The sequence below is a fragment of the Streptomyces corallincola genome (genome assembly GCF_019104725.1).
Classification (GTDB): Bacteria; Actinomycetota; Actinomycetes; order Streptomycetales; family Streptomycetaceae; genus Streptomyces; species Streptomyces corallincola.
In genome coordinates, this window is the sequence record NZ_JAHRXF010000054.1 from 1 (window position 1) to 24,099 (window position 24,099).

21 protein-coding genes, 3 tRNA genes and 1 pseudogene are annotated in these 24,099 nt (G+C 73.2%); 9 read left to right on the top strand and 16 right to left on the bottom strand.

Translation table 11 applies throughout. The features are described 5' to 3' along the window. A pseudogene (locus KUM39_RS24795) lies at positions 1 to 355 on the top strand (hypothetical protein); the annotation flags it as partial. Positions 356 to 700: 345 nt separating this feature from the next. Here KUM39_RS24795 and KUM39_RS24800 read toward each other — a convergent pair. Next, positions 701 to 1,480 carry an HAD-IIA family hydrolase gene (locus KUM39_RS24800; protein ID WP_217787997.1) on the bottom strand — a complete coding sequence of 260 codons (780 nt, stop codon included), beginning with the start codon at positions 1,478 to 1,480 and terminating at the stop codon, positions 701 to 703. 249 nt (positions 1,481 to 1,729) lie between these two features. Here KUM39_RS24800 and KUM39_RS24805 point away from each other — a divergent pair, with 249 nt between their 5' ends. Further along, entirely contained in the window at positions 1,730 to 2,323 is a 594-nt protein-coding gene (locus KUM39_RS24805; RefSeq protein ID WP_308288232.1) for a hypothetical protein, read from the top strand. A gap of 13 nt (positions 2,324 to 2,336) precedes the next feature. Next, a complete protein-coding gene (locus KUM39_RS24810) occupies positions 2,337 to 3,023 on the top strand; it encodes a class F sortase (protein ID WP_217787999.1) in 687 nt (228 codons plus the stop codon). 477 nt (positions 3,024 to 3,500) lie between these two features. On the opposite strand, the gene KUM39_RS24820 is transcribed toward KUM39_RS24810, so the two are convergent. Next, positions 3,501 to 3,574, bottom strand: a tRNA-Lys gene (locus KUM39_RS24820). Between the two features lie 187 nt (positions 3,575 to 3,761). On the opposite strand from KUM39_RS24820, the gene KUM39_RS24825 reads away from it, so the two are divergent. The 4 genes from KUM39_RS24825 (at position 3,762) to KUM39_RS24840 (ending at position 8,015) form a co-directional block, all read left to right on the top strand. Continuing rightward, entirely contained in the window at positions 3,762 to 5,102 is a 1,341-nt protein-coding gene (locus tag KUM39_RS24825) for a peptidoglycan-binding protein (protein WP_217788001.1), read from the top strand. 220 nt (positions 5,103 to 5,322) lie between these two features. Further along, positions 5,323 to 6,456, top strand: coding sequence for an SPFH domain-containing protein (locus KUM39_RS24830; protein WP_217788002.1), 1,134 nt, complete (start codon positions 5,323 to 5,325; stop codon positions 6,454 to 6,456). A 252-nt stretch (positions 6,457 to 6,708) separates the two neighbouring features. Further along, positions 6,709 to 7,314, top strand: coding sequence for a lytic polysaccharide monooxygenase auxiliary activity family 9 protein (locus tag KUM39_RS24835; protein ID WP_217788003.1), 606 nt, complete (start codon positions 6,709 to 6,711; stop codon positions 7,312 to 7,314). A 200-nt stretch (positions 7,315 to 7,514) separates the two neighbouring features. After that, on the top strand, positions 7,515 to 8,015 hold the full coding sequence (locus KUM39_RS24840) for a DUF3592 domain-containing protein (protein ID WP_217788004.1): 501 nt from the start codon (positions 7,515 to 7,517) through the stop codon (positions 8,013 to 8,015). Between the two features lie 54 nt (positions 8,016 to 8,069). Here KUM39_RS24840 and KUM39_RS24845 read toward each other — a convergent pair. The 6 genes from KUM39_RS24845 to KUM39_RS24870 form a co-directional block, all read right to left on the bottom strand. Next, positions 8,070 to 8,143 (bottom strand) — tRNA-Lys (locus tag KUM39_RS24845). A gap of 208 nt (positions 8,144 to 8,351) precedes the next feature. Continuing rightward, positions 8,352 to 9,149 carry an ectoine/hydroxyectoine ABC transporter ATP-binding protein EhuA gene (gene ehuA / locus KUM39_RS24850; RefSeq protein WP_372455812.1) on the bottom strand — a complete coding sequence of 266 codons (798 nt, stop codon included), beginning with the start codon at positions 9,147 to 9,149 and terminating at the stop codon, positions 8,352 to 8,354. Next, positions 9,139 to 9,789 (bottom strand): ectoine/hydroxyectoine ABC transporter permease subunit EhuD, encoded by a 651-nt coding sequence (gene ehuD / locus KUM39_RS24855; protein ID WP_217788005.1) that lies wholly within the window; start codon positions 9,787 to 9,789, stop codon positions 9,139 to 9,141. Before ehuD ends, ehuA begins: the two co-directional genes overlap by 11 nt. Beyond that, positions 9,786 to 10,511, bottom strand: a complete 726-nt coding sequence (ehuC, locus tag KUM39_RS24860) for an ectoine/hydroxyectoine ABC transporter permease subunit EhuC (protein WP_217788006.1) — start codon at positions 10,509 to 10,511, stop codon at positions 9,786 to 9,788. The genes ehuD and ehuC overlap by 4 nt, the downstream gene beginning before the upstream one ends. Next, entirely contained in the window at positions 10,508 to 11,404 is an 897-nt protein-coding gene (ehuB, locus tag KUM39_RS24865; RefSeq protein ID WP_246620686.1) for an ectoine/hydroxyectoine ABC transporter substrate-binding protein EhuB, read from the bottom strand. The genes ehuC and ehuB overlap by 4 nt, the downstream gene beginning before the upstream one ends. Before the next feature lie 241 nt (positions 11,405 to 11,645). Then, complete coding sequence (locus tag KUM39_RS24870) at positions 11,646 to 12,500, bottom strand: ester cyclase family protein (RefSeq protein WP_217788008.1); 855 nt, start codon at positions 12,498 to 12,500, stop codon at positions 11,646 to 11,648. Between the two features lie 357 nt (positions 12,501 to 12,857). On the opposite strand from KUM39_RS24870, the gene KUM39_RS24875 reads away from it, so the two are divergent. Continuing rightward, positions 12,858 to 13,946, top strand: a complete 1,089-nt coding sequence (locus KUM39_RS24875) for an LLM class flavin-dependent oxidoreductase (RefSeq protein ID WP_217788009.1) — start codon at positions 12,858 to 12,860, stop codon at positions 13,944 to 13,946. Here KUM39_RS24875 and KUM39_RS24880 read toward each other — a convergent pair. Then, a complete protein-coding gene (locus KUM39_RS24880; RefSeq protein WP_217788010.1) occupies positions 13,922 to 15,742 on the bottom strand; it encodes a putative bifunctional diguanylate cyclase/phosphodiesterase in 1,821 nt (606 codons plus the stop codon). The genes KUM39_RS24875 and KUM39_RS24880 overlap by 25 nt on opposite strands. 323 nt (positions 15,743 to 16,065) lie before the next feature. Between KUM39_RS24880 and KUM39_RS24885 the strand changes: the two genes are divergently transcribed. Continuing rightward, positions 16,066 to 17,322 (top strand): M6 family metalloprotease domain-containing protein, encoded by a 1,257-nt coding sequence (locus KUM39_RS24885; RefSeq protein ID WP_217788026.1) that lies wholly within the window; start codon positions 16,066 to 16,068, stop codon positions 17,320 to 17,322. A gap of 97 nt (positions 17,323 to 17,419) precedes the next feature. Here KUM39_RS24885 and KUM39_RS24890 read toward each other — a convergent pair. From KUM39_RS24890 to KUM39_RS24920, 7 genes are all read right to left on the bottom strand, one after another. After that, a tRNA-Lys gene (locus tag KUM39_RS24890) sits at positions 17,420 to 17,493 on the bottom strand. Continuing rightward, a complete protein-coding gene (locus KUM39_RS24895; RefSeq protein ID WP_217788011.1) occupies positions 17,484 to 18,092 on the bottom strand; it encodes a bifunctional DNA primase/polymerase in 609 nt (202 codons plus the stop codon). The genes KUM39_RS24890 and KUM39_RS24895 overlap by 10 nt, the downstream gene beginning before the upstream one ends. 120 nt (positions 18,093 to 18,212) lie before the next feature. Then, complete coding sequence (locus tag KUM39_RS24900; RefSeq protein ID WP_217788012.1) at positions 18,213 to 18,584, bottom strand: DUF8844 domain-containing protein; 372 nt, start codon at positions 18,582 to 18,584, stop codon at positions 18,213 to 18,215. A gap of 205 nt (positions 18,585 to 18,789) precedes the next feature. After that, a complete protein-coding gene (locus tag KUM39_RS24905) occupies positions 18,790 to 20,157 on the bottom strand; it encodes an AAA domain-containing protein (protein ID WP_217788027.1) in 1,368 nt (455 codons plus the stop codon). A 26-nt stretch (positions 20,158 to 20,183) separates the two neighbouring features. Beyond that, the gene (locus tag KUM39_RS24910) at positions 20,184 to 21,791 is read right to left on the bottom strand and encodes a hypothetical protein (protein WP_217788013.1); all 1,608 of its coding nucleotides are present in this window, start codon (positions 21,789 to 21,791) and stop codon (positions 20,184 to 20,186) included. Positions 21,792 to 21,930: 139 nt separating this feature from the next. Next, entirely contained in the window at positions 21,931 to 23,151 is a 1,221-nt protein-coding gene (locus KUM39_RS24915) for a hypothetical protein (protein ID WP_372455813.1), read from the bottom strand. Then, the gene (locus KUM39_RS24920) at positions 23,048 to 24,004 is read right to left on the bottom strand and encodes a phosphatase PAP2 family protein (RefSeq protein ID WP_217788014.1); all 957 of its coding nucleotides are present in this window, start codon (positions 24,002 to 24,004) and stop codon (positions 23,048 to 23,050) included. The genes KUM39_RS24915 and KUM39_RS24920 overlap by 104 nt, the downstream gene beginning before the upstream one ends. Between the last annotated feature and the right edge of the window lie 95 nt (positions 24,005 to 24,099).

Sequence of the window (24,099 nt, forward strand, 5' to 3'; positions counted from 1 at the left end):
GCAGCCACAGCGCGCCCCGCACCATGCTGCCGAACTGCCGCGCAGCCCCGCCCCCCCCACCGGCTCGCCCCGCGCCCCCGACCCCGTCAGATACGAGCCGCCGTCCAGCCGCGCCACCCCCCCCGCCCCCCCCCCCCCCGCCGCACCCGGCCTCGCCGAGGCCACCCTCATCTCCAGCCCCGTTCCCACCCCCACCGACCACCAGCCCCACAACGACCCGGCCGACCCCGACGCCCACCCCGAGTGGCAACTCGCCAGCACCGGCCCCGAAGCCGCCGGTGGCTACCTCTCCGCTGCCGCCGCCCTCATCGTCATCGGCACCGCCGCCTACATGGCCGCCCGCAGCCGCCGCTGAGACGGGGAACGGACACCTACCTACGGGTTCGGCCCGAACTCGCTCTCCCGACCCGCCCGGATTCCCGTAGCCGCCGAGGCGTACGCCCTCGATCCGGCGCCGCGCGACGAGTTCAGCGCCGTACCGCACCGCGCCCGCGACATGGCCGTAGAGCCGCGCACCGCGCACACCGCCCTCCATGCCCCCCCCGCTGCCACCGGCGCGCAGACCACTACCTGCCCGGTACGCGAATTCACCGGCCCCGGCCTGCCCCCCCCACACGCCGCGTACGCCTCCAGCCGCTCCCCACCTCCGTCGCGTACGACGAGCACGCGCGTACTGGACCCAGTGGCCGGTCAGCCGGGGTCAGACCCGTTCGACCAGGTCCGCGATGGAGCCGACGACGTGGGTGGGGAGGTAGGGGTAGTTGTTGACCTGGTCCTTCGCGGTGAGGCCGGACAGGACGAGGAAGGTCTCCATACCCGCCTCCAGACCGGCCAGGACATCGGTGTCCATGCGGTCACCGATCATCGCGGCGGTCTCGGAGTGGGCGCCGATGCTGTTCAGGCCGTGGCGCATCATGAGCGGGTTCGGCTTGCCGATGAAGTACGGGCTCTTGCCGGTCGCCTTGGTGATCAGCGCGGCCACCGCGCCGGTCGCGGGCAGCGGGCCCTCGGGGGAGGGGCCGGTCTCGTCGGGGTTGGTGCAGATGAATCGGGCTCCCGCGTTGACCAGGCGTACGGCCTTGGTCATGGCCTCGAAGGAGTAGAGGCGGGTCTCGCCGAGGATCACGAAGTCGGGGTTGTTGTCGGTGAGGACGTAGCCGACCTGATGCAGCGCGGTCGTGAGACCCGCCTCGCCGATGACGTACGCGGAGCCGCCGGGGCGCTGGTCGTCCACGAACTTCGCCGTGGCGAGCGCCGAGGTCCAGATGTTCTCCGCCGGTACGTGCAGGCCCATCCCGGCCAGGCGCGCGTGCAGGTCGCGGGGCGTGTAGATCGAGTTGTTCGTCAGCACCAAAAACGGCTTCCCGGAGGCCTTCAGTGCCGCGATGAACTCCGCCGCACCGGGAATCGGCACCCCCTCGTGCACCAGCACCCCGTCCATGTCCGTCAACCAGGCCGCAATACCCCGTCGCTCCGACATCCCACGCATCCCCTCAGTCACTGGTGCTCCGACCAGGCTATACGGGGGTGGGGTGAGAGCCTGAGCGGGCGGGGAGCGCTCGCCCCGACCTGCGACCCTACGCACCCCCGCCCCCCCACCCCCTTCACCCATTCAGCCCACACCCCCACCCCCGAAGATGCGCCCCGCCTCCCCCCGGGGGACTCTCCCAATGTCTGGAGGTTCACGATGGGTTTGGTTGGAATTACTCTCTGTGCCGTCCTCGGGGGCGTGGCACTGGCGCCCGGGGCGTACGCGGCCGAGGGCGGGCAAGGTGTCCTCGTCACGCCTGCCGCGCCCGCGCCCGGCGCTGACGTGGGGCTGGAGGTGCGGGGGTGCCAGGGGAGTGAGGGCACCGCCACCTCCGGGGCGTTCGTCTCGGAGGCACGCCTGACCGGGGAGCAGGGGACGCTGAGCGGGGACACCCGAGTACGGTCCGCCGTGACTCCGGGGACGTACGCCGTACGTGTCCAGTGCGCCGGAACGGTCGTCAACGGCACCCTCACCGTCACCGGTCAGGGCGCCGCACAGGGCACCACCCCGGACACCCCCCAGGGCACCACCCCGGACACCCCCCAGGGCACCGCCCCGGACGCCGACCCCCAGGGCACCGCACGGGGCACCGCCGCGGACACCGCCCGTGCCACCACCCCCGTCGCCCCCGTCCACGCGGGCGGCGGCGGAGCCTCCGCGCACTTCGCCACCGTCGCCACCACAGGTTCCGGACCCGACACCGCCCAGGCCGTCACCGGGCTGGCCCTGGCCGGGGCCGCCGCCGGGGCCGTGGGGCTGCTCCGGGCCCGCCGGAGCCGTACCGCAGGCTGAGCCCCCGCGCCCCATGACCCACGACCCCGCAGCCCGGCACTCCGCGGCCCGGCACCCCGGTACCGTCCGCCTGCTCACCGCTCTCGCCTGGACCCTGTTGCTGCTCGGCCTCTGGATGTGGGGGCGCGGGGTGTCCGGCGGGGAGGGGAACGCGGCGCCGGGGGACGTCGCCGCGCTGGGCCGGGTGGACGACGGCACCGTACGGCTGCCGCCCGCCGCGAAACCCCTCACGGGCCCGGCCGCCCCGCAGCGCATCGACATCCCCGAACTCGGTGTCCAGGCGCCGGTCATGTCCCGCGGCCTCGACAAGGACGGCTCCATCGAGCCGCCGCCGTTCGACCAGCCGGGGGTGGTCGGCTGGTACGGCGCCGGGACCGTGCCCGGCGCGGCGGGCACCGCGCTGGTCGTCGGACATGTGGACACCGCGACCCGGCCCGCCGTCTTCTACAAGCTCAGCACCCTGCGCTCCGGCGAGACCGTCCGCGTCTACCGTGCCGACGGCCGTATCGCCCGCTTCACCGTGGAGGACGTCCGGGTCCTCCCCGTGGCCGACTTCGACCCCGTCCAGGCGTACGGCCCCCGCGAACCCGGCCGCTCCGAACTCCGCCTCATCACCTGCGGCGGCACCTTCGACCGCGCCGCCGGCGCGTACACGGCCAACGTGATCGTCTCGGCCTACCTCAGCGGCACGGAGGCGTGAGCGCACGTCCGCGAGGGCGCCGGGCTTCTTGTACGACAGGCTCGCCGATGCCGTCGTACCTACGAGACCGCCCCACCGCCCCGCTTCGTACCGCCATCCTCCGTCCCGCCGGTGACCGACCCCGGCCCGCGTACGGCGTTCACGCGGCGATCGACCGGCCGACCGGCCGGCCGACCGGCTCACCGGGGTGAGGAACCGCGCGAGGCGGTGAAGGCGGGCCTGGCCTCCCGGCTCGCGGAGGGCTCGTGGGCGGCTCCCGGCGGCGGACCGCTCGGACGACGCCGAAGCCGTGCCGCGTCTCCACGAAGCCCCTCGCCCGGAGGGCGTCCAGCGCTTCGCGCACCGAGTTCCGGCTCACGCCAGGAACTCGATCAACCACCACGTACCCGGAGTTCCCGCGCCGCCCTGCGCCGGAGCGCATCCGGCCGGAACGACGAGAAGACCCCCCGCGTGAACGGAGGGCCTTCTCGGTGTCTGTGCGCCGCCAGGGACTCGAACCCCGGACCCGCTGATTAAGAGTCAGCTGCTCTAACCAACTGAGCTAGCGGCGCCTGCTGACGAAGAGAACTCTACCCGACCTCCCGGAGTGCTCCGGACCGCGCTCACCGCCCCGACCAGCCCACTCGGCGGACCCCGTACATCATTCGGACCGTCAACATGCGTGCCCGGCGGACAGTTGTGACACTGATCAACGTGCACACGCCCGGACATATCCACCCCGAATGTGAGGCAGATCGCATGGGCGCTCCGGCGTTCCAGGAGATCGACCCCGAGAGAGACTGCGGCTGTCCCGGCTGCGTCCAGGCCCGGCGGAGCGCGGCGGCCCGGCCGTTGTCCGCCCGCTTCGGCGGTGGGGCGGCGGCGCGCGGGATCGCGGTGGTGGCCGCCGCCGCGTCCGCCGCCCTCGGCGCGACCCCGGCCGCCGCCGTCCCCACCCGCGCCCCGCACGTCCCACGCCTCCCGCACGTCCCCCACCTGCCGCACCTCCCGGCGGACCTCCCGCGTGCCGCCGACGGCGACCTCCCGCCGACCCCGCAGGGCGCCCCCACCCCGCTGCGCGGCCTGACCCCCGCCAGCCGTGCCCCCGCGACCACGCGGACGCAGATCATCAACCGCGCCAAGGTCTGGGTCGCCGCGCAGGTGCCGTACAGCGTGAGCGGGTACTGGAGCGACGGGTACCGGCAGGACTGCTCGGGGTTCGTGTCGATGGCCTGGAGTCTCGGCTCCAACGAGTGGACGGGCAGCCTCGCCTCCTTCGGGGTGAAAATCACCAAGGAGGAACTCCAGCCCGGCGACATGCTGCTGTTCCACAACACCGCCGACCCCAACAACGGTTCCCACGTGGTCATCTTCGGCGGCTGGACCGACTACACGCACACCGCGTACACGGCGTACGAGCAGACACCCCCGCACACCCGGCGCGGGGCCACCCCGTACCCGTACTGGAACCACACCGGCCAGTACGTGCCGTACCGCTACAAGGGCGTCACCAGCGACACCGCCGGGGCGCCCCCGGCCACCGGGACCAAGGAACCGGTGCCGTACCCCGGCGCCCGGTACTTCGGGCCCGGCGCCGACAACGCCAGCGTGCTCAAGCTCGGCCGACTGCTCGTCGCGCGCGGGGCGGGGGCGTACTACCCGAAGGGCCCGGCGCGGGAGTGGAGCGACGCCGACCGGCAGGCCACCCGCGCGTTCCAGCGGGCGCAGGGCTGGACCGGGAGCGCGGCCGACGGGCTGCCCGGCCCCCGCACCTGGGAACTGCTGGTCACCGGCAAGGGCGCGAACATCCCCGCCGCACCCGGCACGTCCGGCACCTCCGGCTCGTCGGGCACGAACGGTGTCCCCGGCTATCCGGGGCGCGGTTATTTCCGGCCTGGCCAGTCCAACGCGTACGTCACCCGGCTCGGCGAACGGCTCGTGGAGCAGGGGTTCGGGCGGTTCTACGCCCAGGGGCCCGGACCCCGCTGGGGCGAGGCGGACCGGCGGGCCGTGGAGGCGTTCCAGCGCGGCCAGGGCTGGCGGGGCGGCGCCGCCGACGGCTACCCCGGCCCGGAGACCTGGCGCCGCCTCTTCGCCTAGCCCCACACCCCGCCACGTCCCCACCGGCACCCGAATCCCGACCGGCACCCGAGCCCCGACCGGCGCCCTGCACCCGCGCCCCCACCCGCACCCGAGTACCGACCGGCGCCCGCACCCGCGCCGCCACACCCGCACCCGGCATCACCCTCGTCACCCGCATTCACCCTCGTCACCCCCTTCTCACTGTCATGAAGCATCTGGCGCGGAGGCTGGAGCACGCATGAGCACCACCACACAGCACAGGTCCGGGTCCGGGCCGGAGGAGCAGCCGGAGGGCACCGGCACGGTCACCCGTCCGGTCCGGCTGATCCAGAACGAGGCCACCACCGAGATCCCCGTCCACCTGCTGTTCCGGGACGACCCCGACCCCGCGCCGGTGCCGCTGCGCCCGGCCGTGGTGGGGCGTCGGCAGGGCACTGGTGAGCAGCCCCGGACCCGGCCACCGGCGCCGGTGCGCGGGCGGACGCTGCCGGACGTCGGCCCGGAGCTGACGGAGCGTCCGGCGCGGGTGCTGCCCGGTCTCGCCGGGGTGCTGGCCGGGACCGGCGGGGCGCTGGGGTGCCTGGCCGCGTCCTGGTGGGCGGGGGTGCTGCCGCCGTCCGCGGTGGACGCGCTGCGGCTGCCCGCCTCCTCCGGCGCGGGACTGGGCCCGGCGCAGTGGGCGGCGTACGCGGGCGCGGGCGCGCTCGGCGCGTTCGGGTTCGGCGGGCTGACCAGGGGCCGGGCCGGGCAGGCGCGGCTGCTGGGGATGTTCGGGCGCTACCGGGGTACGGTCCGGCGCACCGGGCTGCTCTGGGTCAACCCGCTGCTGCGCCGCCGCCGGGTGGACGTACGGCTGCGGCACTGGCGGAGCGAGGCGATGCCCGCCGCCGACGGCAACGGGGTGGCGCTGCGGGTGGTCGTGCTGGTGGTCTGGCGGGTGCGGGACACCGCGCGGGCGCTGCTGGGCATCGACGACCACGAGACCTACCTGCGCGAATGCGTCGAGGCCGCGCTGGCCCGCGTCCCCGTGGAGCCGCCCGGCGCGGCGCGCGGCGGGGTCGCGGTGGCGGGGGAGGCGCTGACCCGGCTGGTCGCGGGGGACGCGCGGCCGGTGGGCCTTGAGGTGTTCTCGGTGCAGCCGGTACGCGTGGAGTACGCCCCCGAGGTGGCCCCGGCGATGCACCGGCGCCGGATCGCCGCGCTGGAGGCGCGGGAGCGTGCCGGGGTCCTCAACTCGGTGGTGGACTCGGTGGAGGACACGGTGACCCGGCTGACCGTGCGCGGGCTGGTCGAACTGGACGACTACGAGCGCAAGGCGCTGGTCCGGGACCTGACGGTGGCGTTCTGCGCGGGGCGGCGCGAGCCGGTGTGAGCCGCTGTGATCCGGTGTGAGCCGGTCCGGGCCCGTGCGATCCGGTCCTGGCCCGCGCGGGCCGGGGGAGCCGCGCGGGCCGGTGCGCCCCCGGCGTGCGCGGGGCATGGGGAGTGCGGGCGGAGGTTCACCGGGAGGTGTGCGTGCGCTATGGACACGGTCAACTCCTGGTAATAATCTCGGACTTGGTCTAGACCTAACGGCACGGCTCGGCTCGGAAACTCCTCCCCCACGTTCTCCAGGAGCGGCCCTATGCGCACCAGGACCAAACTGTCCGCCGTCGTGCTGGGCGCGGCGACCGCCGGAGCGTTCGCGCTCTCCACCGGCGGCGCCAGCGGGCACGGCTACACCGATCTCCCCATCAGCAGGCAGAAGCTCTGCCAGAACGGCACCGTCGCCAACTGCGGCTCGATCCAGTGGGAGCCGCAGAGTGTCGAGGGCCCCAAGGGCTTCCCGGCGGGCGGCCCCGCCGACGGTCAGCTCTGCAACGGCGGTCTGGGTCAGTTCGCCCAGCTCAGCGCGGCCAAGCAGCCGTCGGGCGCGGCCTGGCCCACCACCCGCGTGACGGGTGGCCAGCAGTACACGTTCCGCTGGCAGTTCACCGCCATGCACGCCACGACCGACTTCAAGTACTACGTCACGAAGCCGGGCTGGAACCAGAACCACAACCTCTCCCGCTCGGACCTCAACCTCACCCCGTTCTTCACGGTGCCGTACAACAACCAGCGGCCCCCGGCCACCCTCAGCCACACCGGCACCCTGCCGTCCGGACTGAGCGGCCACCACGTGATCCTCGCGGTGTGGACCATCGCCGACACCGGCAACGCGTTCTACGCCTGCTCGGACGTCACCTTCTGATCAGCGCCTCCCGGTACGGGGTCCACCCACCGACCACGGACCCCGTACCCCCCTGGCCGTCAATCGGCCGCCAACCGGCCGTCCCCCGGCCGCCCTCGGGGTTCTGAGCTTCGCTTGAGGCCGTGCGGCTCCCGGCGCGAGTACGTTCCCGACACGCACCGCACATCGTGCGCGGCGCGCTCGGACCTCGGGGGGCCCGCATGGACTCGTTCTTCTACCTCGTACCCGTGCTGATGATCTGCTTCTTCGCCCTCATCGCGTACCGGCTGGTGAGCAGGGCCGGGCAGCTGGGCCGTACCTGGTCGCGCGGGCTGGTCGCGGAGGGCCGCTGCGTCGGCACGCACACCGCCACGCGCACCACCACGCACGGCGAGGGTGCCGGGTCGGTGCACACCACGCTGCACCACGTCTACGAGTTCACCACCCGTGAGGGCGACGTCGTGCGCTTCTCCGAGACGGGCGGGCGGGCGACGGTCGTGGCGGGCGACCACGTGCCCGTCCGCTATCTGCCCGAATGCCCCGAGCAGGCCACCACGCACCCCCCGGCCCGCGCCAGACTGGTCGCCGGGACCGCGGTCGCGGTGCTCTTCCTCGGGGTGGCCGTCACGTTCTGCCTCGCCTTCATGGGCGTCGTACACCTCACGTTCCTGGGCGGCGACGGAAGCGGCGGCTTCCCGGACCCCGGCGGCCCGATGCCCTGAGCGTGTCCCGGACACGAAGAAGGCCCCCCGCGTGAGCGAGGGGCCTTCCTTCTGTGCGCCGCCAGGGACTCGAACCCCGGACCCGCTGATTAAGAGTCAGCTGCTCTAACCAACTGAGCTAGCGGCGCGTGACTCCCGCCGTCCGCTGTGCGGCGGTCGGCGACGAAGAAAATACTACCCGGTGCGCGAGGGTGCTCCGGACCACCCGGCGCCCCTCCCGGCGACCGCCCGACCGCCCTCCGGGTGACCGCCCGACGGCCCTCCCGGCGACCCTCCCGATGACCGCCCGGCGGACCCGGTGACCGCCCCGCGCGGGGGCCGTCACCGGGCCGGACCTCACAGCACCGCGCTCAGGAACTCCCGTGTCCGCTCCCGCTCCGGGTCGCTGAAGATCTTCTCGGGGCTGCCGGACTCGATGACCCGGCCGGAGTCGAACATCAGCACCTGGTCGGAGATGTCCCGCGCGAACCCCATCTCGTGGGTCACGCAGAGCATCGTGATGTCGGTGCTGCGGGCGATGTCTCGGAGCAGGTCCAGGACGCCCGCGACCAGCTCGGGGTCGAGCGCCGAGGTCACCTCGTCCAGCAGCAGCACGCGGGGCCGCATGGCCAGCGCGCGGGCGATGGCCACCCGCTGCTGCTGCCCGCCGGAGAGCATGGCGGGCCGCGCGTCGCACTTGTCGGCCAGGCCCACCAGGTCCAGCAGCTCCCGTGCCCGCTGCTCGGCCTCGTCCCTGGACAGGCCCAGCACCCGGACCGGCGCCTCGGTGAGGTTCCGCAGCACCGACATGTTCGGGAACAGGTTGAACTGCTGGAACACCATCCCGATCTTCTTGCGGACCTCGCGGACCTCCCGGTCGGGCGCCGGGAACAGGGTCTGCCCGTCCACGGTGATCACACCCTCGTCGGGTTTCGTCAGCGTCATCAGCAGCCGCAGGATCGTGGTCTTGCCGGAGCCGGACGGCCCGATCAGCGTGACGTGCTTGCCCGCGTCCACGGTGAAGTCCAGGTGGTCCAGCACGGTGTTGGTCCCGAACCGCTTGGTCACACCGGCCAGCCGGATCAGCTCGCCGCCGGTCCGCTCCGCGCCCGGGGCCGTGTCGGGGTCTTTCGTCAGGGGGGTCTCAGCGGACAAGGCGTCGCTCCAGGGCTCGCAGGAGAAGGGAGGCCAGATAGGAGATGAGGATGAAGGCCACGCCGATGACGGTCAGCGGCTCGGTGAACTGGAAGTGCTGCTGGGAGAAGAGCCGCGCCCGGCCCAGCATCTCCAGCACCGTGATCACCATCAGCAGCGGAGTGTCCTTCAGCATGGCGATGACGTAGTTGCCGAGCGCCGGGACCACGCGGCGGATCGCCTGTGGCAGGATCACCGCCGTCCAGGTGCGGGAGCGCGGCAGGTTCAGCGCGGTCGCCGCCTCCCACTGGCCGACCGGGACCGCCTCGATACCGGCCCGGTAGACCTGCATGGTGTACGTCGAGTAGTGCAGCCCGATGGCGAAGACCCCGGTGGCCAGCGCCGAGAAGGTCAGGCCCCACTCCGGCAGCACGTAGAAGAGGAAGAACAACTGCACCAGCAGCGGGGTGTTGCGGACGAACTCCGTGACCACCCCGACCGGCCAGCGCACCCAGCGGCTCGGCGCGCGCATCAGCAGCGTCCACACCAGGCCCAGCGTGAACGACAGCAGCGAGCCCAGGACCAGCGCCTGGAGCGTCACCAGCAGACCGTCCCACAACTGCGGCAGGAAGCCGCTCACCGCGCTCCAGTCCCACTTCACGCGACACCACCCCCGCTCACGCCGACCCTGGTCTTCGGCGCCGGACCGTCCGTCCGCACCGGCTCCGGTACGGCGCTCTTGCCGACCCCCGCCTTCAGCCGCTTCTCCAGCCCGCGCATCAGCCGGGTGAGGACGAACGCGATCACGAAGTAGATGACCAGCACCCACGTGTAGATCTCGGCGCTCTGCTGGAGCGCGAGCCGCACCAGATTGGCGCTGAACGTCAGATCGCCCATGCCCATCACCGACACCAGCGCGGTGCCCTTGAGCAGCTCCACCAGCAGATTGCTGAACGGCGGGATCATCTCCGGCACCGCCTGCGGCAGCGAGACCAGCCGCAGCCGCTGCCAGGACGAGAAGCCGAGCGCGACACCGCCCTCCCGCTGCGCCGGGTCCACCGCGGCCAGCGCGCCGCGCACGATCTCCGAGCCGTACGCGCCGTACGTCAGGCCCAGCGCCAGGGTGCCCGCCCACAGCGGGACGAGCTGCCAGCCGAACGCGACCGGCAGCACGAAGAACACCCAGAAGATCATCACCAGTGCCGAGGTGCCGCGGAACACCTCGGTGTAGACACCGGCCAGGAAGCGCACGGCCCACATCCGGTGGGTGCGCGCGATGCCGACGGCGAAGGACACGGCCGCGGCCAACAGGGCGCTGAACACCAGCAGTTGGACCGTGGTCCAGACACCCTTGAGTACGAGTTCCCAGAGCCCCGAGGTCATCCGCGGCACAGCTCCTTCGCGGTCAGGTCCGTCATCTCGTCCTTCGTGAACCCGAAGGGCCGCAGGATGCGGAACAGTTCACCGCTGCGCTTCAGCGCGTGCAGCTCGGTGTTGAAGGCGTCCCGCAGCCGGGTCTCGGTCGGCCGGAACGCGAACGCGCCGCCGTCCACGTGCCGTTGGCCCTTGATCACGGGCGCGAACGGCTCGGTGGACTCCGTCTTCGCGGACTTCTTCACGACCTCCCGGACGGTGAGCGCCGTACCGGCGAACACGTCCACCCGGCCCGCCTCGACCGCGTTCAGCCCCGCCACCTGGTCCGGGACGATCAGGATCTCGCTCTCCTTGTACCCGGCGTCCACCGCGTACTGGATCTCCGCGTATCCGGTGCCGGTGGCGAACTTCGCCTTCTTCGCCACCACGTCCTGGTACGAGCGCAGCCCCTTCGGGTTGCCCTTGCGGACGATGAACGCGTCCAGCATCTGGTAGTCCGGGTCGGCGAAGATCACCTGCGCGCAGCGCTCGGCGTTGACGTACATCCCGGCGGCGACCACGTCGAACTGCTGCGAGTTCAGGCCGGGGATCAGCGAGCCGAACTCGGTGGGCACGGGCTGCACCCGGTCCACTCCGAGCCGCTTGAAGATCGCCGTCGCCAACTCCGGTGCCTCACCGGTGAGTCGGCCGTCCGTGTCGATGTACCCGAACGGGATCTCACCCGCGATCCCGAGCCGTACGACACCCTGCGCGCGCAGCCGGTCGAGGAGGTCGCCGCCTTTCGTGTCCGACGCCGAGGCGACCCGCGTACAGCCCGCCGCGCCCAGTGCGCCGAGGGCGCCCAGTGCGGCGGCACCGGTGAGCACCGAGCGCCTGCTGTGTCTTGATTCCGCCCCTGACATGCGGGGGCCGTTCCAGTGAGGTGGAGGCATGCGGGCGCGGCTACCCAAGCCGACTCCCGCTATTCCCCCGATTTTCCGGCCGACACCTACCTCCGGTTACGGGCGTTCGGGCACCCTTCGCACCGACATGCGACGGTCTGGCGCCGCGGCCGGAATCAGCCGCTCGGGGGCGTGCCGTGCGCGAGAAGTCCGCCGCTCCTGCCCTGGACGAGCGGCGGAACGGCGGACTCTCGGCGGCGCTTCAGACGCCTGCGCGCAGGACGTGCGGGGTGAAGGAGCGCGACACGACCTTCCAGTCGTCGTCGGTGCGCAGGTACTGATCGGTGCCGACGCCCATCGTGTAGGGCACGGTGTCGTCGCCCTGGGGGTTCCCGGCGATGTAGGCGGTGACGTGATACGTCCCCTCCGCGGTCCCGGGACCGGTGTGCGTGAAGCGGAAGTTCGTCAGGACGTGGCGCAGCGATCCCAGCGGCTTGTCGCGGTCCATCATGCGGCCCCACTCGTCGATGGCCGCGGTGCCCACCGACGGCTCCCCGAAGGTGTGCAGGGTGCCGTCCTCGGTGAACAGGGCGGAGACGGTCTCGGCCACCCCGTTGTCCACGCGCCAGTTGACCTCGGTCGCCAGCCGTTCGAGGCGGACGTGGTCCGCGTCGTCCACCAGGTCGCCCGCTGTCCCGCCCGAGGGCCCGGCGGCCTCCGCGGGTGCCGCGAGCTGCTGGAGGAAGTTCGGCACGCCGACCTCGGCCCAGTGCTCCGCGATCCTGCCGTCCCGGACGACGTCCACGGTGGTGCCGGTGAGCCTGGCGGTGTTCCCGGCGGACGGCACTCCGAAGAACTCGCCGGTCTGGCGGCCGGTCACCGCCCACCGGGTGGCGACCCTGTCGCCTTCGGCCACCTGGTCCAGGATCTCGACACGCAGGTCGGCGAAGGCCGCGAGCAGCGCCTTCTCCGCCTCCAGCCAGGTCTCGCGGGTGAAGGTGTAGCCCGACGAGGGGTGGATGACCAGGTCGGCGGCGACGTAGCGCTCCCAGGTCGCGTCCAGGTCCCCCTGCTCGTACCCGGCCCAGAAGTTCCGGACCGCGTCCTTCGAAGTCATGACAATCTCCCTGTTTTCTGTGCGAATGAGACTCTTCCAACCGGTTGGCTTAAAAGTAGCCCCTCTCCGTCTTAAAAACAACTGGATGGTTTGAACGGCTGGAGATAGTGCGCCGCTCCCCTCGGCGGGAGGCGCTCCCGCCCCCGCGCGTCAGGAGCCCGGACCCCGCGCGTCAGGAGCCCGGACCCCGCGCGTCAGGAGCCCGGACCCCGCGCGTCAGGAGCCCGGACCCCGCGCGTCAGGACCCCGGACCCCGCGCGTCAGGACCCCGGACCCCGCGCGTCAGGAATAAGCGGAGGCGTGCCACCGTTCTCGGCAGTAGGAGAACGCAAGGTCGTACAGCAGGAGGCAGACGCCGTGGGAGACGAGATCAGGGGTAGTGCGCTGGGCGCCGCTCCGGTACCTCTGTCCGTACTCGATCTGGTGACCGTGGGAACGGGCAGCACGGCGAGCGACGCGCTCGGGACCAGCGTCGGGCTGGCGAAGTTCGCCGAGTCGCGCGGGTTCCACCGCTACTGGGTGGCGGAGCACCACTCCATGCCGGGGGTGGCGTCCTCGTCGCCCGCGGTGATCCTGGCGCATCTCGCGGCGCACACGAGCCGTATCCGGCTGGGGTCGGGCGGGGTCATGCTGCCCAACCACGCCCCCTTGGTGATCGCGGAGCAGTTCGGGACGCTGGAGGCGCTGGCACCGGGCCGGGTGGACCTGGGGCTGGGCCGGGCGCCCGGGACGGACGGGGCGACGGCGGCGGCACTGCGCCGCAGCGACACCCTGCACGAGGGCGCGGACGACTTCCCGCAGCAGCTCGCGGAGCTGACGAGGTTCCTCGACGACGACTTCCCCGACGGGCACCCGTACGCCAGGATCCACGCGATCCCCGGCCCGGTGCAGGGCAGTACGCCCGGCGGGGTGCAGTCCCCGCACCGCCCCCAGCTGTGGCTGCTCGGCTCCTCCGGCTTCAGCGCCCGGCTGGCCGGAATGCTCGGCCTGCCGTTCGCCTTCGCGCACCACTTCTCCGCGCAGAACACCCTCCCGGCCCTCGACCTGTACCGCGAGTCGTTCCGCCCCTCCGAGGTGCTGGACGCGCCGTACGCCCTGATCGGCGTCTCGGCGCTCGCCACGGACGAGGAGCGGGAGTCGGGCCGCCAGGTGAAGGCGGCGGCGCTGAACATGATCCGGCTGCGCACCGGTCGCCCCGGCCTGTTCCCGGACCCGGACGAGGCGGAGAAGTACGAGTTCAGCCCGGCCGAGGAGGACTTCGCGTCGTCCATCACGGGCAACGTGGTGCACGGCACCGCCGACGCGGTCCGCGAGGGCCTGGACGCCCTGCACAAGCGCACCGGCGCCGACGAGCTGATGATCACCTCGATGGCCCACCGGGGCGAACTGCGCCTGCGCTCCTACGAACTCATCGCGGACGCCTACGGATTGCCCACCGTGTCGTAGGACCGGGCCGGTGTGCCCAGCAGCTCGGAGATGCGGTCGGCCGGCACCGGACGGGAGTACAGCCACCCCTGACCGGTGTCGCAGCCGATCCGCCGCAGCCGGGTGGCCTGGGCGGACGTCTCCACGCACTCGGCGGTGACGGTCAGCCCGAGCCGGTGCGCGAGCTGGATCATCGCCTCGACGATCACCTCGTCCGCCGGGTTCGGCGGCGGCGCGACCGCGCTCGGATCACCCTCGTACTGGAAACCGCGTACGAAGGAGCCGTCCAGCTTCAGGGCCGAGACGGGGAGCCGACTGAGGTAGGCGAGGTTGGAGTAGCCGGTGCCGAAGTCGTCGATGGCGATGCGCACGCCCATGTCGCTGAGCGCCTGGAGGGTCTGCACCGGGCGGCCGGAGGAGCCCATCACGGCGGACTCGGTCAGCTCCAGCTGGAGCAGCTGGGGGGCGAGCCCGGTCTCGGCGAGCGTCCGCGCCACGTCCGCGACGAGGTCGGAGTCCCACACCTGGCGTACGGCGACGTTCACGCTGACGAAGATCGGCGGCTCGTCGGGGTGGTCGAGCTGCCAGCGGCGGGCCTGCCGACAGGCGGTGGCCAGCGCCCAGCGGCCGAGCTGGACGATCGAGCCGTCCTCCTCGGCCAGTCCGATGAACCGATTCGGCGCCAGCGTGCCGAACTGCGGGTGCGCCCACCGCACCAGCGCCTCCACCCCGCTCAGCCGCCCGTCGTCCATGCCCACCAGCGGCTGGTACTCCAGCACGAACTCGCCGCGCTCGATGGCGGCCCGCAGGGTGGAGGCGAGTGCCTGACGGGTGATCAGATGCGCGTTGCGCTCGGGGTCGAAGAGGGTCCAGCGGGACTTGCCGTCGGCCTTCGCCCAGTACAGCGTGGTGTCGGCGGCCTGCATCAGCCCGGTCGCCGTGGTCCCGGCCGCGTGCCGCTCCACCACGCCGATGGACGCGGTCAGCGACAGCCGCTGCCCGGCCAGGTCGAACGGGTCCTGGAGCGCCTTCAGCGCCGACTCCGCGAGGTCCGCGACCTGGTCGGTGCCGGTGGAGTCCTCGACCAGCAGCGCGAACTCGTCGCCGCCGAGCCGGGCCACCAGCGGGGTGCCGGTGCGGGCGACGCCGGTCTCGTCGGCCACTCGGGTCAGCCGCTCGGCGACGGCCGCGAGCAGCCGGTCGCCCACCCGGTGCCCGTGCGTGTCGTTGACCGCCTTGAACCCGTCCAGGTCCAGATAACACAGGCCGATCCGCCCGGTGCCGCCCTGCCCGTACGACTCCGCCTCCAGCGCGGCGCTCAGCCGCTCGAAGAACAGGGTGCGGTTGGGCAGCCGGGTCACCGGATCGTGCATCTGCAAGTGCCGCAGCCGCGCCTGGAGTTCACGGTGGGCGCTGACGTCGGTGACCGAAAGCAGCACCTCCGGACCACCCCCGGCCAGCGGCGCCACGGTGACCTGCACCCAGAGGGACTGCCCCGCCGTGTGCTTGAGCCGCCGGGTGCAGCGCAGCCGCGCCTTCTGGCCGCGCAGCACCTCCTCGTACGCCTGCCCGGTCCGGGCGTCGGCGCCCAGCTCCAGCAGGGCGGCGGCCGGGCGGCCGACGAGGGTCGCCGGATCGATGCCTAGCAGGTCGCCGAAGGCGGCGTTCGCGCCCGTGACCAGGCCCGAGCGGTCCACGACGGCCATGCCGAGCGGAGCGCTCGCGAAGACACGCTCATGGGTACTGTGACTACTGTCTGTGACGGCTGACCGGTCGAGGTCTGCCGCGGGCGTCGGCCCTTCGGACGTTCCGCTCACCGCTCGCTCCCGCAGTGCACTCGATCCCTAGTCCGTGCCGGAAAGTGTGCCGATCATAGAGGCTGGCCCCTGGCCCTTCCAGCCACACCCCAGTCTCCCGGACAGACCACAGGTTCCGACAGATCGTTTCTGCCCGCACCTGGACGGGTTCTTGAGGCACGCGACCGCTTGTGACGTTCCGTGAGCGTTTCGGGGTGTCGGCGTCCGGACCTCGTATGCCTCCCGAATGGGCGTACTCACCCTTCTGGTTCAGACAAACAGGGCGATGGGTTGCGAATGAACACAATCTGGATGCGGTGTCCCGCGAACCGCATCCGGAGGTCATGTCCGTGCCCAAGCTGCGCAGCACCGCCGCCGTGTTCACCACGATGTCGGCGCTCGCCGCGACCTCGGTGCTCAGCGGACCCCCGGCCGCCGGAGCCGTCCCGACCGCCCCCTGCGCGCTGCACCGCACCGCCGCCCACCACTCGGAGGGCGTGGATTCCTGGGACGCGGGATACGCCCGGCCGGTCGGCGCGCTCGACGCCGTCATGATCTTCCTGTCCTTCCCGGACTCCGTCCCCGCCACCACCCCGGCCCAGCTGACGGCCGATCACTTCCCTTTGACCAGCCGTTTCTTCACCAAGGCGTCCTATGGCCGGTTCACGCTCCGCCCGCATCCGATGGACCACTGGCTGCGGATGCCGAAGCCGTCCACCGCGTACGCCATGAAGCGCGACTGGGGTGCGGAGGACCGGGCCGCCTATCTCCGCGACGCCATCGCGGCGGCCGACAAGGAGGTGGACTTCTCCCGCTACCCGGTCGTCTACCTGGTCGCGGACCCGGACGCGCCGGGCGTCGATTCGGACGCCACCAAGGTGGTCAATCTGGACACCCCGATCCGCGCGGACGGCACCGATGTCCGCCGGGTCGTCACCGTCTTCGAGAAGCATCCACCGGATCGGCTGGTTCTCGCCCATGAGACCGGGCATGTCTTCGACCTCCCCGACCTCTACCACCGCCCGGTGGACGGCAAGGGCGACTGGGACACCTACGTCGGCGACTGGGACCTGATGGGCAGTCAGTTCGGGCTCTCCCCAGACCTGTTCGCCTGGCACAAGTGGCGGCTCGGCTGGCTGGACGCGGACCAGGTCGCGTGCGTGCGGGGCGCCGGACCGACCCGGCTGACCCTGGAGCCGCTCGCGGCGGCGCCGGACGCCCCGGCCACGGCACCGGGCGACCCCGCGTTCGGGCTCGGGCACGGCACCAAGCTGGCGGTGGTGCGCACCGGCGCCGACAGTGTCCTCGCCTTCGAGGCGCGCGGCTCCGCCGGGAACGACCGTGCCGGGTGCCGACAGGGGGTGCTGGTCTACCGGGTGCGCGGCGGCGCGGAGTCCGGCGGCGGCCCGGTCGAGGTGGTGGACGCCCACCCGCACTCCGAGGCGTGCTGGGAGGAGTCCGTCTACCCGCCCCTCGCGGACGCGCCGGTCGCCCTCGGGGAGAGCTTCACCGTGCCGGGCGACGGGGTGAAGGTGGAGGTGGAGGGCCGTACGGCGTCGGGGGCGTGGACGGTGCGGATCACCCCGGGGATCTCGGGGTGAGGGGCGTCGTCGTACGACGGGTTCGGGTCGTACGGCGGGATCGCGGGCGTACGACGAGAAGGCCCCCCGTGTGAACGGGGGGCCTTCTCGGTGTCTGTGCGCCGCCAGGGACTCGAACCCCGGACCCGCTGATTAAGAGTCAGCTGCTCTAACCAACTGAGCTAGCGGCGCCTGCTGACGTCGTAGACCTTAGCACCCTGGTCGGCGGGAGGAAAAATCGAAATCCGCACCGCCGCGCGGGCCGCTCTGACCGCCGCCCAGAGCACGATCTCGGGGCCGGGGAGCCACGGGCTGCGGGTGTCCGGGGCGACCAGCCAGCGGCAGTCGCCGGATGCGGCCGGGGTCCTCGGGGCCGAGCCGGCGCTCGGGTCCAGGGCCGGGACGGTCACCGCGTCACCGGTGCCGTGGCAGAGCAGCGGCGGTACGGCGTCGGCGCGGCCCCCGGCACCCCGCGAGCCCCACTCCTCCCAGGTCAGCAGCGACGGCAGCCGCTGGGCCGTACCGGGGGCGGTGAACAGCAGGACGCGGCCCCGGTACACGGCGACCGGGCCGGAACCCGGGCCCTCGCTGCTCCAGAAGCGGTCCATCATCCGGCGCCCGAACACGGCGGGCGCGCTCACCACGTCGAACGCGGTGCCGCAGGGCAGCACCAGCGGGGCGTCCGGCCGCTCCCGCCACAGGGCGAGCGTGCTGCGCGGATGCGTCCCGGCGGAGGCGAGCCAGGCGGCTCCGTCGGAGGTGGCACAGGTGACGTCCGGAGTGGTGTTCATGACGTACAGATCTACCGGGCGTATGCAGCCGGTTTCCGTGGGTTGCGGAAAACCGGGACAGGAAGGGCAGGGGAGTTGTATCTTGCCCGCCCGTCTGGCATATGCCAGGTGCTGCCGGGGCTACACCGGGTCCACGTAGGGGCGGCCCTCGGTGTCCAGGCCCTTCAGCAGATCCCGGCCGAACTCCACCATCCGCTGCGCGTAGTCCTCGGTCCACTCCGCGCGCCGGGCGATGTCCGCCGCCGTCAGCCGGTCGAACCGGCGCGGGTCGGCGAGCTGCGCCGCCGCCACCGCCTGGAACTCCACGGCCCGGTCGGCGGCGGCACGGAACGCCTGCGCCAGCTCGGTCGCACGGCTCAGCAGCGCGCGGGGGTCGTCCATCGACTCCAGGTCGAAGAAGTGCTCGGGGTCGGCCGTCGCCGCTGCGGGCTCGAACAGCAGTGGCGCGGGGCGTAGCCGCGATTCGTTCCGTCGCGGCGTGGGCTCCGCCATGTTCTGTCTCCTCCTCGTACGTCCGGTCACGCGCCGATCGAAGTCGGCCACCGTCCATTGTCCCGCCCCCGCGCAAGGGCGCATCGGCCTCCCCACACGCCCCGAACACACAACCGAACAACCTCAAGGCGCCGGAGCCGACGGCTTGTTCCCCGATGTGGGAAACACCACCTACGGGGGGTTTACGGGGGTACGGGGGCCCGGTTCACGGGCGCCAGCTCACGCGGTGTTCCGCCAGGTGGGCCAGCACCGTGTGATTCGCCTCCCACCCGTCCGGGAACTTCACCAGGGTTCCCAGCTGGACCGGTTCGGTGGAGGGGTAGTCGTCCAGGAGGGTGCCGACGCCCTCGCGGCAGACGACGACGCAGGCGTGGCGGTGGCGGGAGGCGAGGACGCAGAGGCGGCCGGTCTCCAGGTGGAACGCGGTGGCGTCGGGGCGGCCGGACAGGGGGTGCAGGACGACCGTGACGTCGTACTCGCGGCCCTGGAGCCGGTTGGCGGTGTCCACGGTGACGTCCCGGACGCCGAGGTCGGCGAGGGCGGCGCGGACCGCCGCCGCCTGGTCGCGGTGGGCGGTGCCGACCGCGATCCGGTCGGCGGTCAGTGGGGCGGGGTCCGGTGAGCGTTCCGAGACGGCCGCGCCACCCCGGTCCAGCAGCCGCCGTACGACCGCGGCGACCGCGCGGACCGCCTCCGGGTCGGTGCGCGGGGTGTGCCGGGCGGGCAGCTCCAGCAGCCCCCAGCCGGAGGCCGCCGCCTCGTCGATCACCCGGTCCGGGCCCGACCCGTCGGACGGCACCGCGAAGGCGAGCCGCCGGTCACCGGGCCCGGTGCCGCTGCGGAAGGGGGTGAACGGGTAGAACGCGTCCGAGACCAGCGGCGCCGCCGACGCGGGCAGCCGCCAGGACACCGGCAGCCGGTGCTGCGGCAGCCCCGGATTGTGCGCGAGCAGCGTGCTCACCGCCGACGCCGAGGGGTCGTACGACAGCCCCGCCCACTGCTCGCTGCCGACGATGGCGAACGGGTCCAGCTGGCCGGGGTCGCCCACGAAGAGCGCCCGCTCGAAGAGTCCGGCCACGGCGAGCAGGGAGTCGGAGCGCATCTGGTACGCCTCGTCCACGATGGCGTGCCGCCAGGGCTCGTCCACCTTGACGTGCGCCCACTTCGCCGCCGTGGACAGCACGACGGGCAGGCCCGCGAGGTCGCCCGCCTTGGCGGAGGTGCGCACCTGGGGGAGTGCGTCCAGGGCCTTGTCGTAGGCGTCGGCGTCGCTGCTGTGCAGGCGGCCCACCGGCAGCTCGGGGTTCTTCTCGGCGAGCCGCAGCACCAGGTCGTCCACCTGCGCGTTGGTCTGCGCGACCACCATCAACGGGCGTCCGGCCTCGGCCAGTTCGAGCGCGGCCCGCACCACGAGGGTGGACTTCCCGGCACCCGGCGGGGAGTCCACGACCACGCCCCGCTCGGTGCCGTGCAGGGTGTCGTGGAGGATCGCGTCGGTGGCGCGCCCGGCCGCCGCCCCCGGATCGAAGGCGCCCGGATCGAGGGTGCCCGGGGCGGACGGGCCCCGGCCGATGGCGCCCGGATCGAATCCGACGGTGGTCACAGCACGTCCTCCTCGGTCACGGCGTCCGGCGCCTCGGGCGCGGGCTCGCCGGGCGGGCCGCCGTGGGTCCACGGCGTTTCCTCGGGGTCGGGCAGCTTGGCGCCGCCGCGCTGCTCGTGCTCGAACAGGGTCCAGCAGAGGGTGTCCCCCTTCTCCGGCACCGACCCCGCCTCGGGCTCCTTGCCCCGGCCCATCCGGTCCACGATCCGCAGCACCAGATGCCAGGCGTCCGTGCCGTCGTCGGGTTCCTCGCGGGCCACGAACTCCGCGGCCTGCGGCTTGCCGTTCAGCGAGCGGTACACCCGCGTGCCCGCCGCGAGATGCGGCCGGTCGTCCGTGCGCACGGTCACCAGCGGGCGGGGGCTCGGCCGCCTGCCCTCGCTGTACGCCATGACGACCTCGGTCACCTCGCCCGCGAACGCCTCCCCGTTCAGCCGCCGTCCCGCCATCACCAGGGGGTCGTCCAGCGACTCCTGCGCGTCGAGCCGGGACTGCTCGCGCTCGCGGGTCGCCAGTTTGTTGGCCGCCGTCACCGCGTCGTCCCGGCGCGGCTGCGGGGGTTCGCCCGCCGTGACCCGGTCGCGGTGGCCGGTGAACGACCAGCGGTCCCTGGTCCAGCGCTCCTCGACGTGCGCGCCCTCGGGCAACGCCCGCAGCAGGTCCAGGCCCTGCCACACCGCGTCCCAGGTCGGCAGGGTCGCGCCGAGCACCAGATCGCGGATCTCCCGCTCGGCGGTGGTCAGTTCGGCCAGCCGGTCGTCGGCGGCCGGTCCGTCCTCGGCGGCGGCCAGCGCGGTACGGGCACGGTCGTACCGCTCGAACGCGGGGGCCAGCAGCTTGTTGTCGAACGCCGGGTCGGTCGCCGGACCGGCCGGGGGGCACAGCAGCTGGCCCGCCTCGTCGCGCGCGAGTTCGGCCCGCCGGGCCGCCTCCGCACCGCTCCCGCCGTCCGGCGGGTCGATCCAGGCGAGCAGCGCGCCCAGATGCTGGTCCTCCAGCCCGGACTGACCGGTCGCCCAGTGCCGGGACAGCAGATCGGTGGCCGCCAGCAGCAGCGAGGAACCGGGGACGCGCGACCGCTCGCCGTAGTGCGTGAGCCAGCGCCCGAGCAGCGGGACGCGCGGCGGCGCCGGATACGGGGTCTCCGGGTCCTGCTCGGCGGTCCGCCGGAACCGCGTGGACCGCCCGAGCAGCCGTACGTGGTCCAGGCCCGTGCGGCTCGGCACGACGATCTGCGGCGCGTCCGCGCACAGCTCCGTCTCCACCTTGACCCGCTTGCCGGTCTCCGGATCGGTCTCGCTCCGCTCGGCCGCCTCGACCAGATCCGCGTACCCGTCGATGTACGGCAGGACGACATCGGCCAGCTCCGCGAGGAACGCGAACCGCAGATCCCGGTCGCGTGGCTGCGGCACGACGAGCAGCCTCGGCGCATCCCGCTCGGTCCCGACCAGCGCCCCGAGCGGCGCCCCAGTCTCACCCGCCGTCGTCAGCGGCACGAACACCAACGGGCGCCCCGACACATGCCGGTGCCGGACCGTCGCCCCCGGCTGGGCACGCCCCGAACCCACGGCCTCCAGCCGGGCAAGGGTCTCGATCAACGACACGGTGCCTCCCGGCGGGTCTGGGCGGCCGGTACGGGACCGGCGGGTGCGTACCGCCGGGGGCGCGCGGTCGTGACCGGGGGGCGTGGGCCGGTGGCCGTGGGGCTCGTGGGAGGCGTACGCGGTTCGGCGTATCCGCTGGTCAGAGGCATCGGGTTGCCTCCTCGCGGCGGGGCGCCGGGACTGCCGGTGGGTGGCCCGCCAGGGTCAGGGCCTCGGTGCGGAGGCGGGCGGCGCGGCGGAGGGCGGCCACGGTGGGGTCGGCTGGGTCGCCGGACTCCCCGTGGGCGGCCGACAGGACCGCCCCGACGGTGGCGAGGCCGCCGAGTTCGGCCCGCAGGGGGCGGCCGAGACGGGTGACGGCGTCGGCCGCGCGGGAGCGCTCGCGGCAGTGGAAGGCCAGTTCGCAGGCGGACAGACACTCGGGCGCGTAGGCGGCCGGGACCGCCTCCACGGCGGCCGTCAGCTCCTCGCGGGAGAGGTCGGGCGCGAAGCACGTGCCCTCGGGCAGCTCGTCCGCGATGGTCTCGACGCGCGTCAGCCGGGCGAGCTGGCGGGCGGTGACGGCCCGCTGCTTGCGTACGTCCACGGCGGACCCGGCGGGCAGGTTGGAGAAGTCCTTCGGGCACACCAGCAGCACCCGGTCCCGTACCCGGGGGGCGGGGTCGAGGCGGCGGGCCACGTCCTCCAGGGCGAGGACGTACACCGCCGCCTGCCGGGCCGCCGCGCCCACCTTGGCGGGGTCGGCGGAGCCGTCCACCATCGGGAACGACTTGATCTCGACCACGCTCCAGCTGCCGTCCGGGTGCACCACCACCGCGTCGGGCTCCAGGAACGCGAGCGAACCGGCCACCTCCAGGGCCAGCATCGGGTGGTCCAACAGCGTCCAGCCGCCCGCCCGGGCCGCCTCGCGCAGCGCCAGCGCCGTACGCGCCGTACGCCCCTCGGGGCCGGGCGCGGACAGGTCGGGCACGGCCGCGCGGGCGGGCGCCTCGGCACCGGGGTCGAGCCGGGCGTGCACCAGACGGAGCAGTTCCGCGCCGCCGTCCGCCTTCACCCGCGCCTCGAACGCGTTGCCCCGCGTCAGCGCGAACTGGGACTGCCCGAAACCGGACGGCGATCCCAGCGCCCCCGCGAGCCGCACCTTGTCCACCCCGGCGCCGTCCAGCAGGGCGCGTCTGTGGCAGCCCGGATTGGCCGCGAGCGCCGCGAGGGCGCGCGCGTCCAGGGAGGTGGCGGGTACGTCGGGACCGCGCAGCTCAGCGAGCCGCTGCCGGAGCCCCTTCGCCCGCGTCGCGGGGGGAGGCGTCCGGTCCGGCCGCTCCTGCGGGCCGCGACTCGCGCTGCCGTGGAATTCGCTCACCCGGCGAAGTCTGACATCCGTCACTGACAATCGCCCCGAGACCGCCCGCGACGGCGAGTGCCGTGAGCGGTGTACGACCCGGCAGCAGGCGGGACTTGACCGACTCGGCGGCCCGTGTCACCCACGGTCCGAGCAGCAGGCCGACCCCCATCACGGCGACGCCCGCGACCGCGTCCAGGAAGTAGTGGTTGGCGGTGCCCATGACGACGAGCGCGGTCAGCAGCGGGTAGGCCACACCGAGGACCTTCAGCAGACGGCTGCCGCCGAACCGCCACAGCATCACCCCGCACCACAGCGCCCAGCCCACGTGCAGACTCGGCATCGCCGCGTACTGGTTGGTCATGCCGCCCAGCCCGCGCGGGGCACTCGCCTCGCTGCCCCACCAGCCGTACGAGCTGTAGTGGGCCATCGTGTCCACGAAGCCGTACCCGGCGGAGAGCAGCCGGGGCGGGCAGGTGGGGAGCAGGGTGAAGCCGATCAGCCCCAGGAACGTGGACGTCATCAGCCAGGTGCGGGCCGCGCGGTACCGCTCGGCCCGGGCACGGAACAGCCAGACCAGGACCGCGGGCGTGACCAGATAGTGCAGCGAGGCGTACCAGAAGTCGGCGGGCACACCGAGCCAGGGCTCACGGGTGAACAGCCGGTTCAGCGGATGCTCGAAGTTCAGCCGCAGCGCCTTCTCCGCGCGCAGCAGCGCCAGGCCGTGGTCCACGGCGGAGGAGACATCGCCGCGCGCGAGCAGTCGGCCCGCCGAATAGCACCCGTAGACCAGCAGGATCAGGGGCAGCTCGGTCCACCAGCGCAGGGACGGCCGCACGGCCGCCCCGGTGCCCGGTGCCTCGGTCCGCGGCATCCGATCGCCCTCCCCCTTCGTCCCGCTGGGCGCCCCCTCGGGCGACCGTGTCACCTTACGACGTTCACATCCCGGTCCTTCGGGGTGCTCCCGGT

Bases quoted from the DNA above. Each gene is read 5' to 3' on its own strand.
- KUM39_RS24870 (WP_217788008.1), bottom strand. From the start codon at position 12,500: ATGACTTCGAAGGACGCGGTCCGGAACTTCTGGGCCGGGTACGAGCAG.
- KUM39_RS24835 (WP_217788003.1), top strand. From the start codon at position 6,709: ATGCGCACCAGGACCAAACTGTCCGCCGTCGTGCTGGGCGCGGCGACC.
- KUM39_RS24840 (WP_217788004.1), top strand. From the start codon at position 7,515: ATGGACTCGTTCTTCTACCTCGTACCCGTGCTGATGATCTGCTTCTTC.
- KUM39_RS24810 (WP_217787999.1), top strand. From the start codon at position 2,337: ATGACCCACGACCCCGCAGCCCGGCACTCCGCGGCCCGGCACCCCGGT.
- KUM39_RS24885 (WP_217788026.1), top strand. From the start codon at position 16,066: ATGTCCGTGCCCAAGCTGCGCAGCACCGCCGCCGTGTTCACCACGATG.
- KUM39_RS24825 (WP_217788001.1), top strand. From the start codon at position 3,762: ATGGGCGCTCCGGCGTTCCAGGAGATCGACCCCGAGAGAGACTGCGGC.
- KUM39_RS24920 (WP_217788014.1), bottom strand. From the start codon at position 24,004: ATGCCGCGGACCGAGGCACCGGGCACCGGGGCGGCCGTGCGGCCGTCC.
- KUM39_RS24895 (WP_217788011.1), bottom strand. From the start codon at position 18,092: ATGAACACCACTCCGGACGTCACCTGTGCCACCTCCGACGGAGCCGCC.
- ehuC (WP_217788006.1), bottom strand. From the start codon at position 10,511: ATGACCTCGGGGCTCTGGGAACTCGTACTCAAGGGTGTCTGGACCACG.
- KUM39_RS24830 (WP_217788002.1), top strand. From the start codon at position 5,323: ATGAGCACCACCACACAGCACAGGTCCGGGTCCGGGCCGGAGGAGCAG.
- KUM39_RS24800 (WP_217787997.1), bottom strand. From the start codon at position 1,480: ATGTCGGAGCGACGGGGTATTGCGGCCTGGTTGACGGACATGGACGGG.
- ehuB (WP_246620686.1), bottom strand. From the start codon at position 11,404: ATGTCAGGGGCGGAATCAAGACACAGCAGGCGCTCGGTGCTCACCGGT.
- KUM39_RS24900 (WP_217788012.1), bottom strand. From the start codon at position 18,584: ATGGCGGAGCCCACGCCGCGACGGAACGAATCGCGGCTACGCCCCGCG.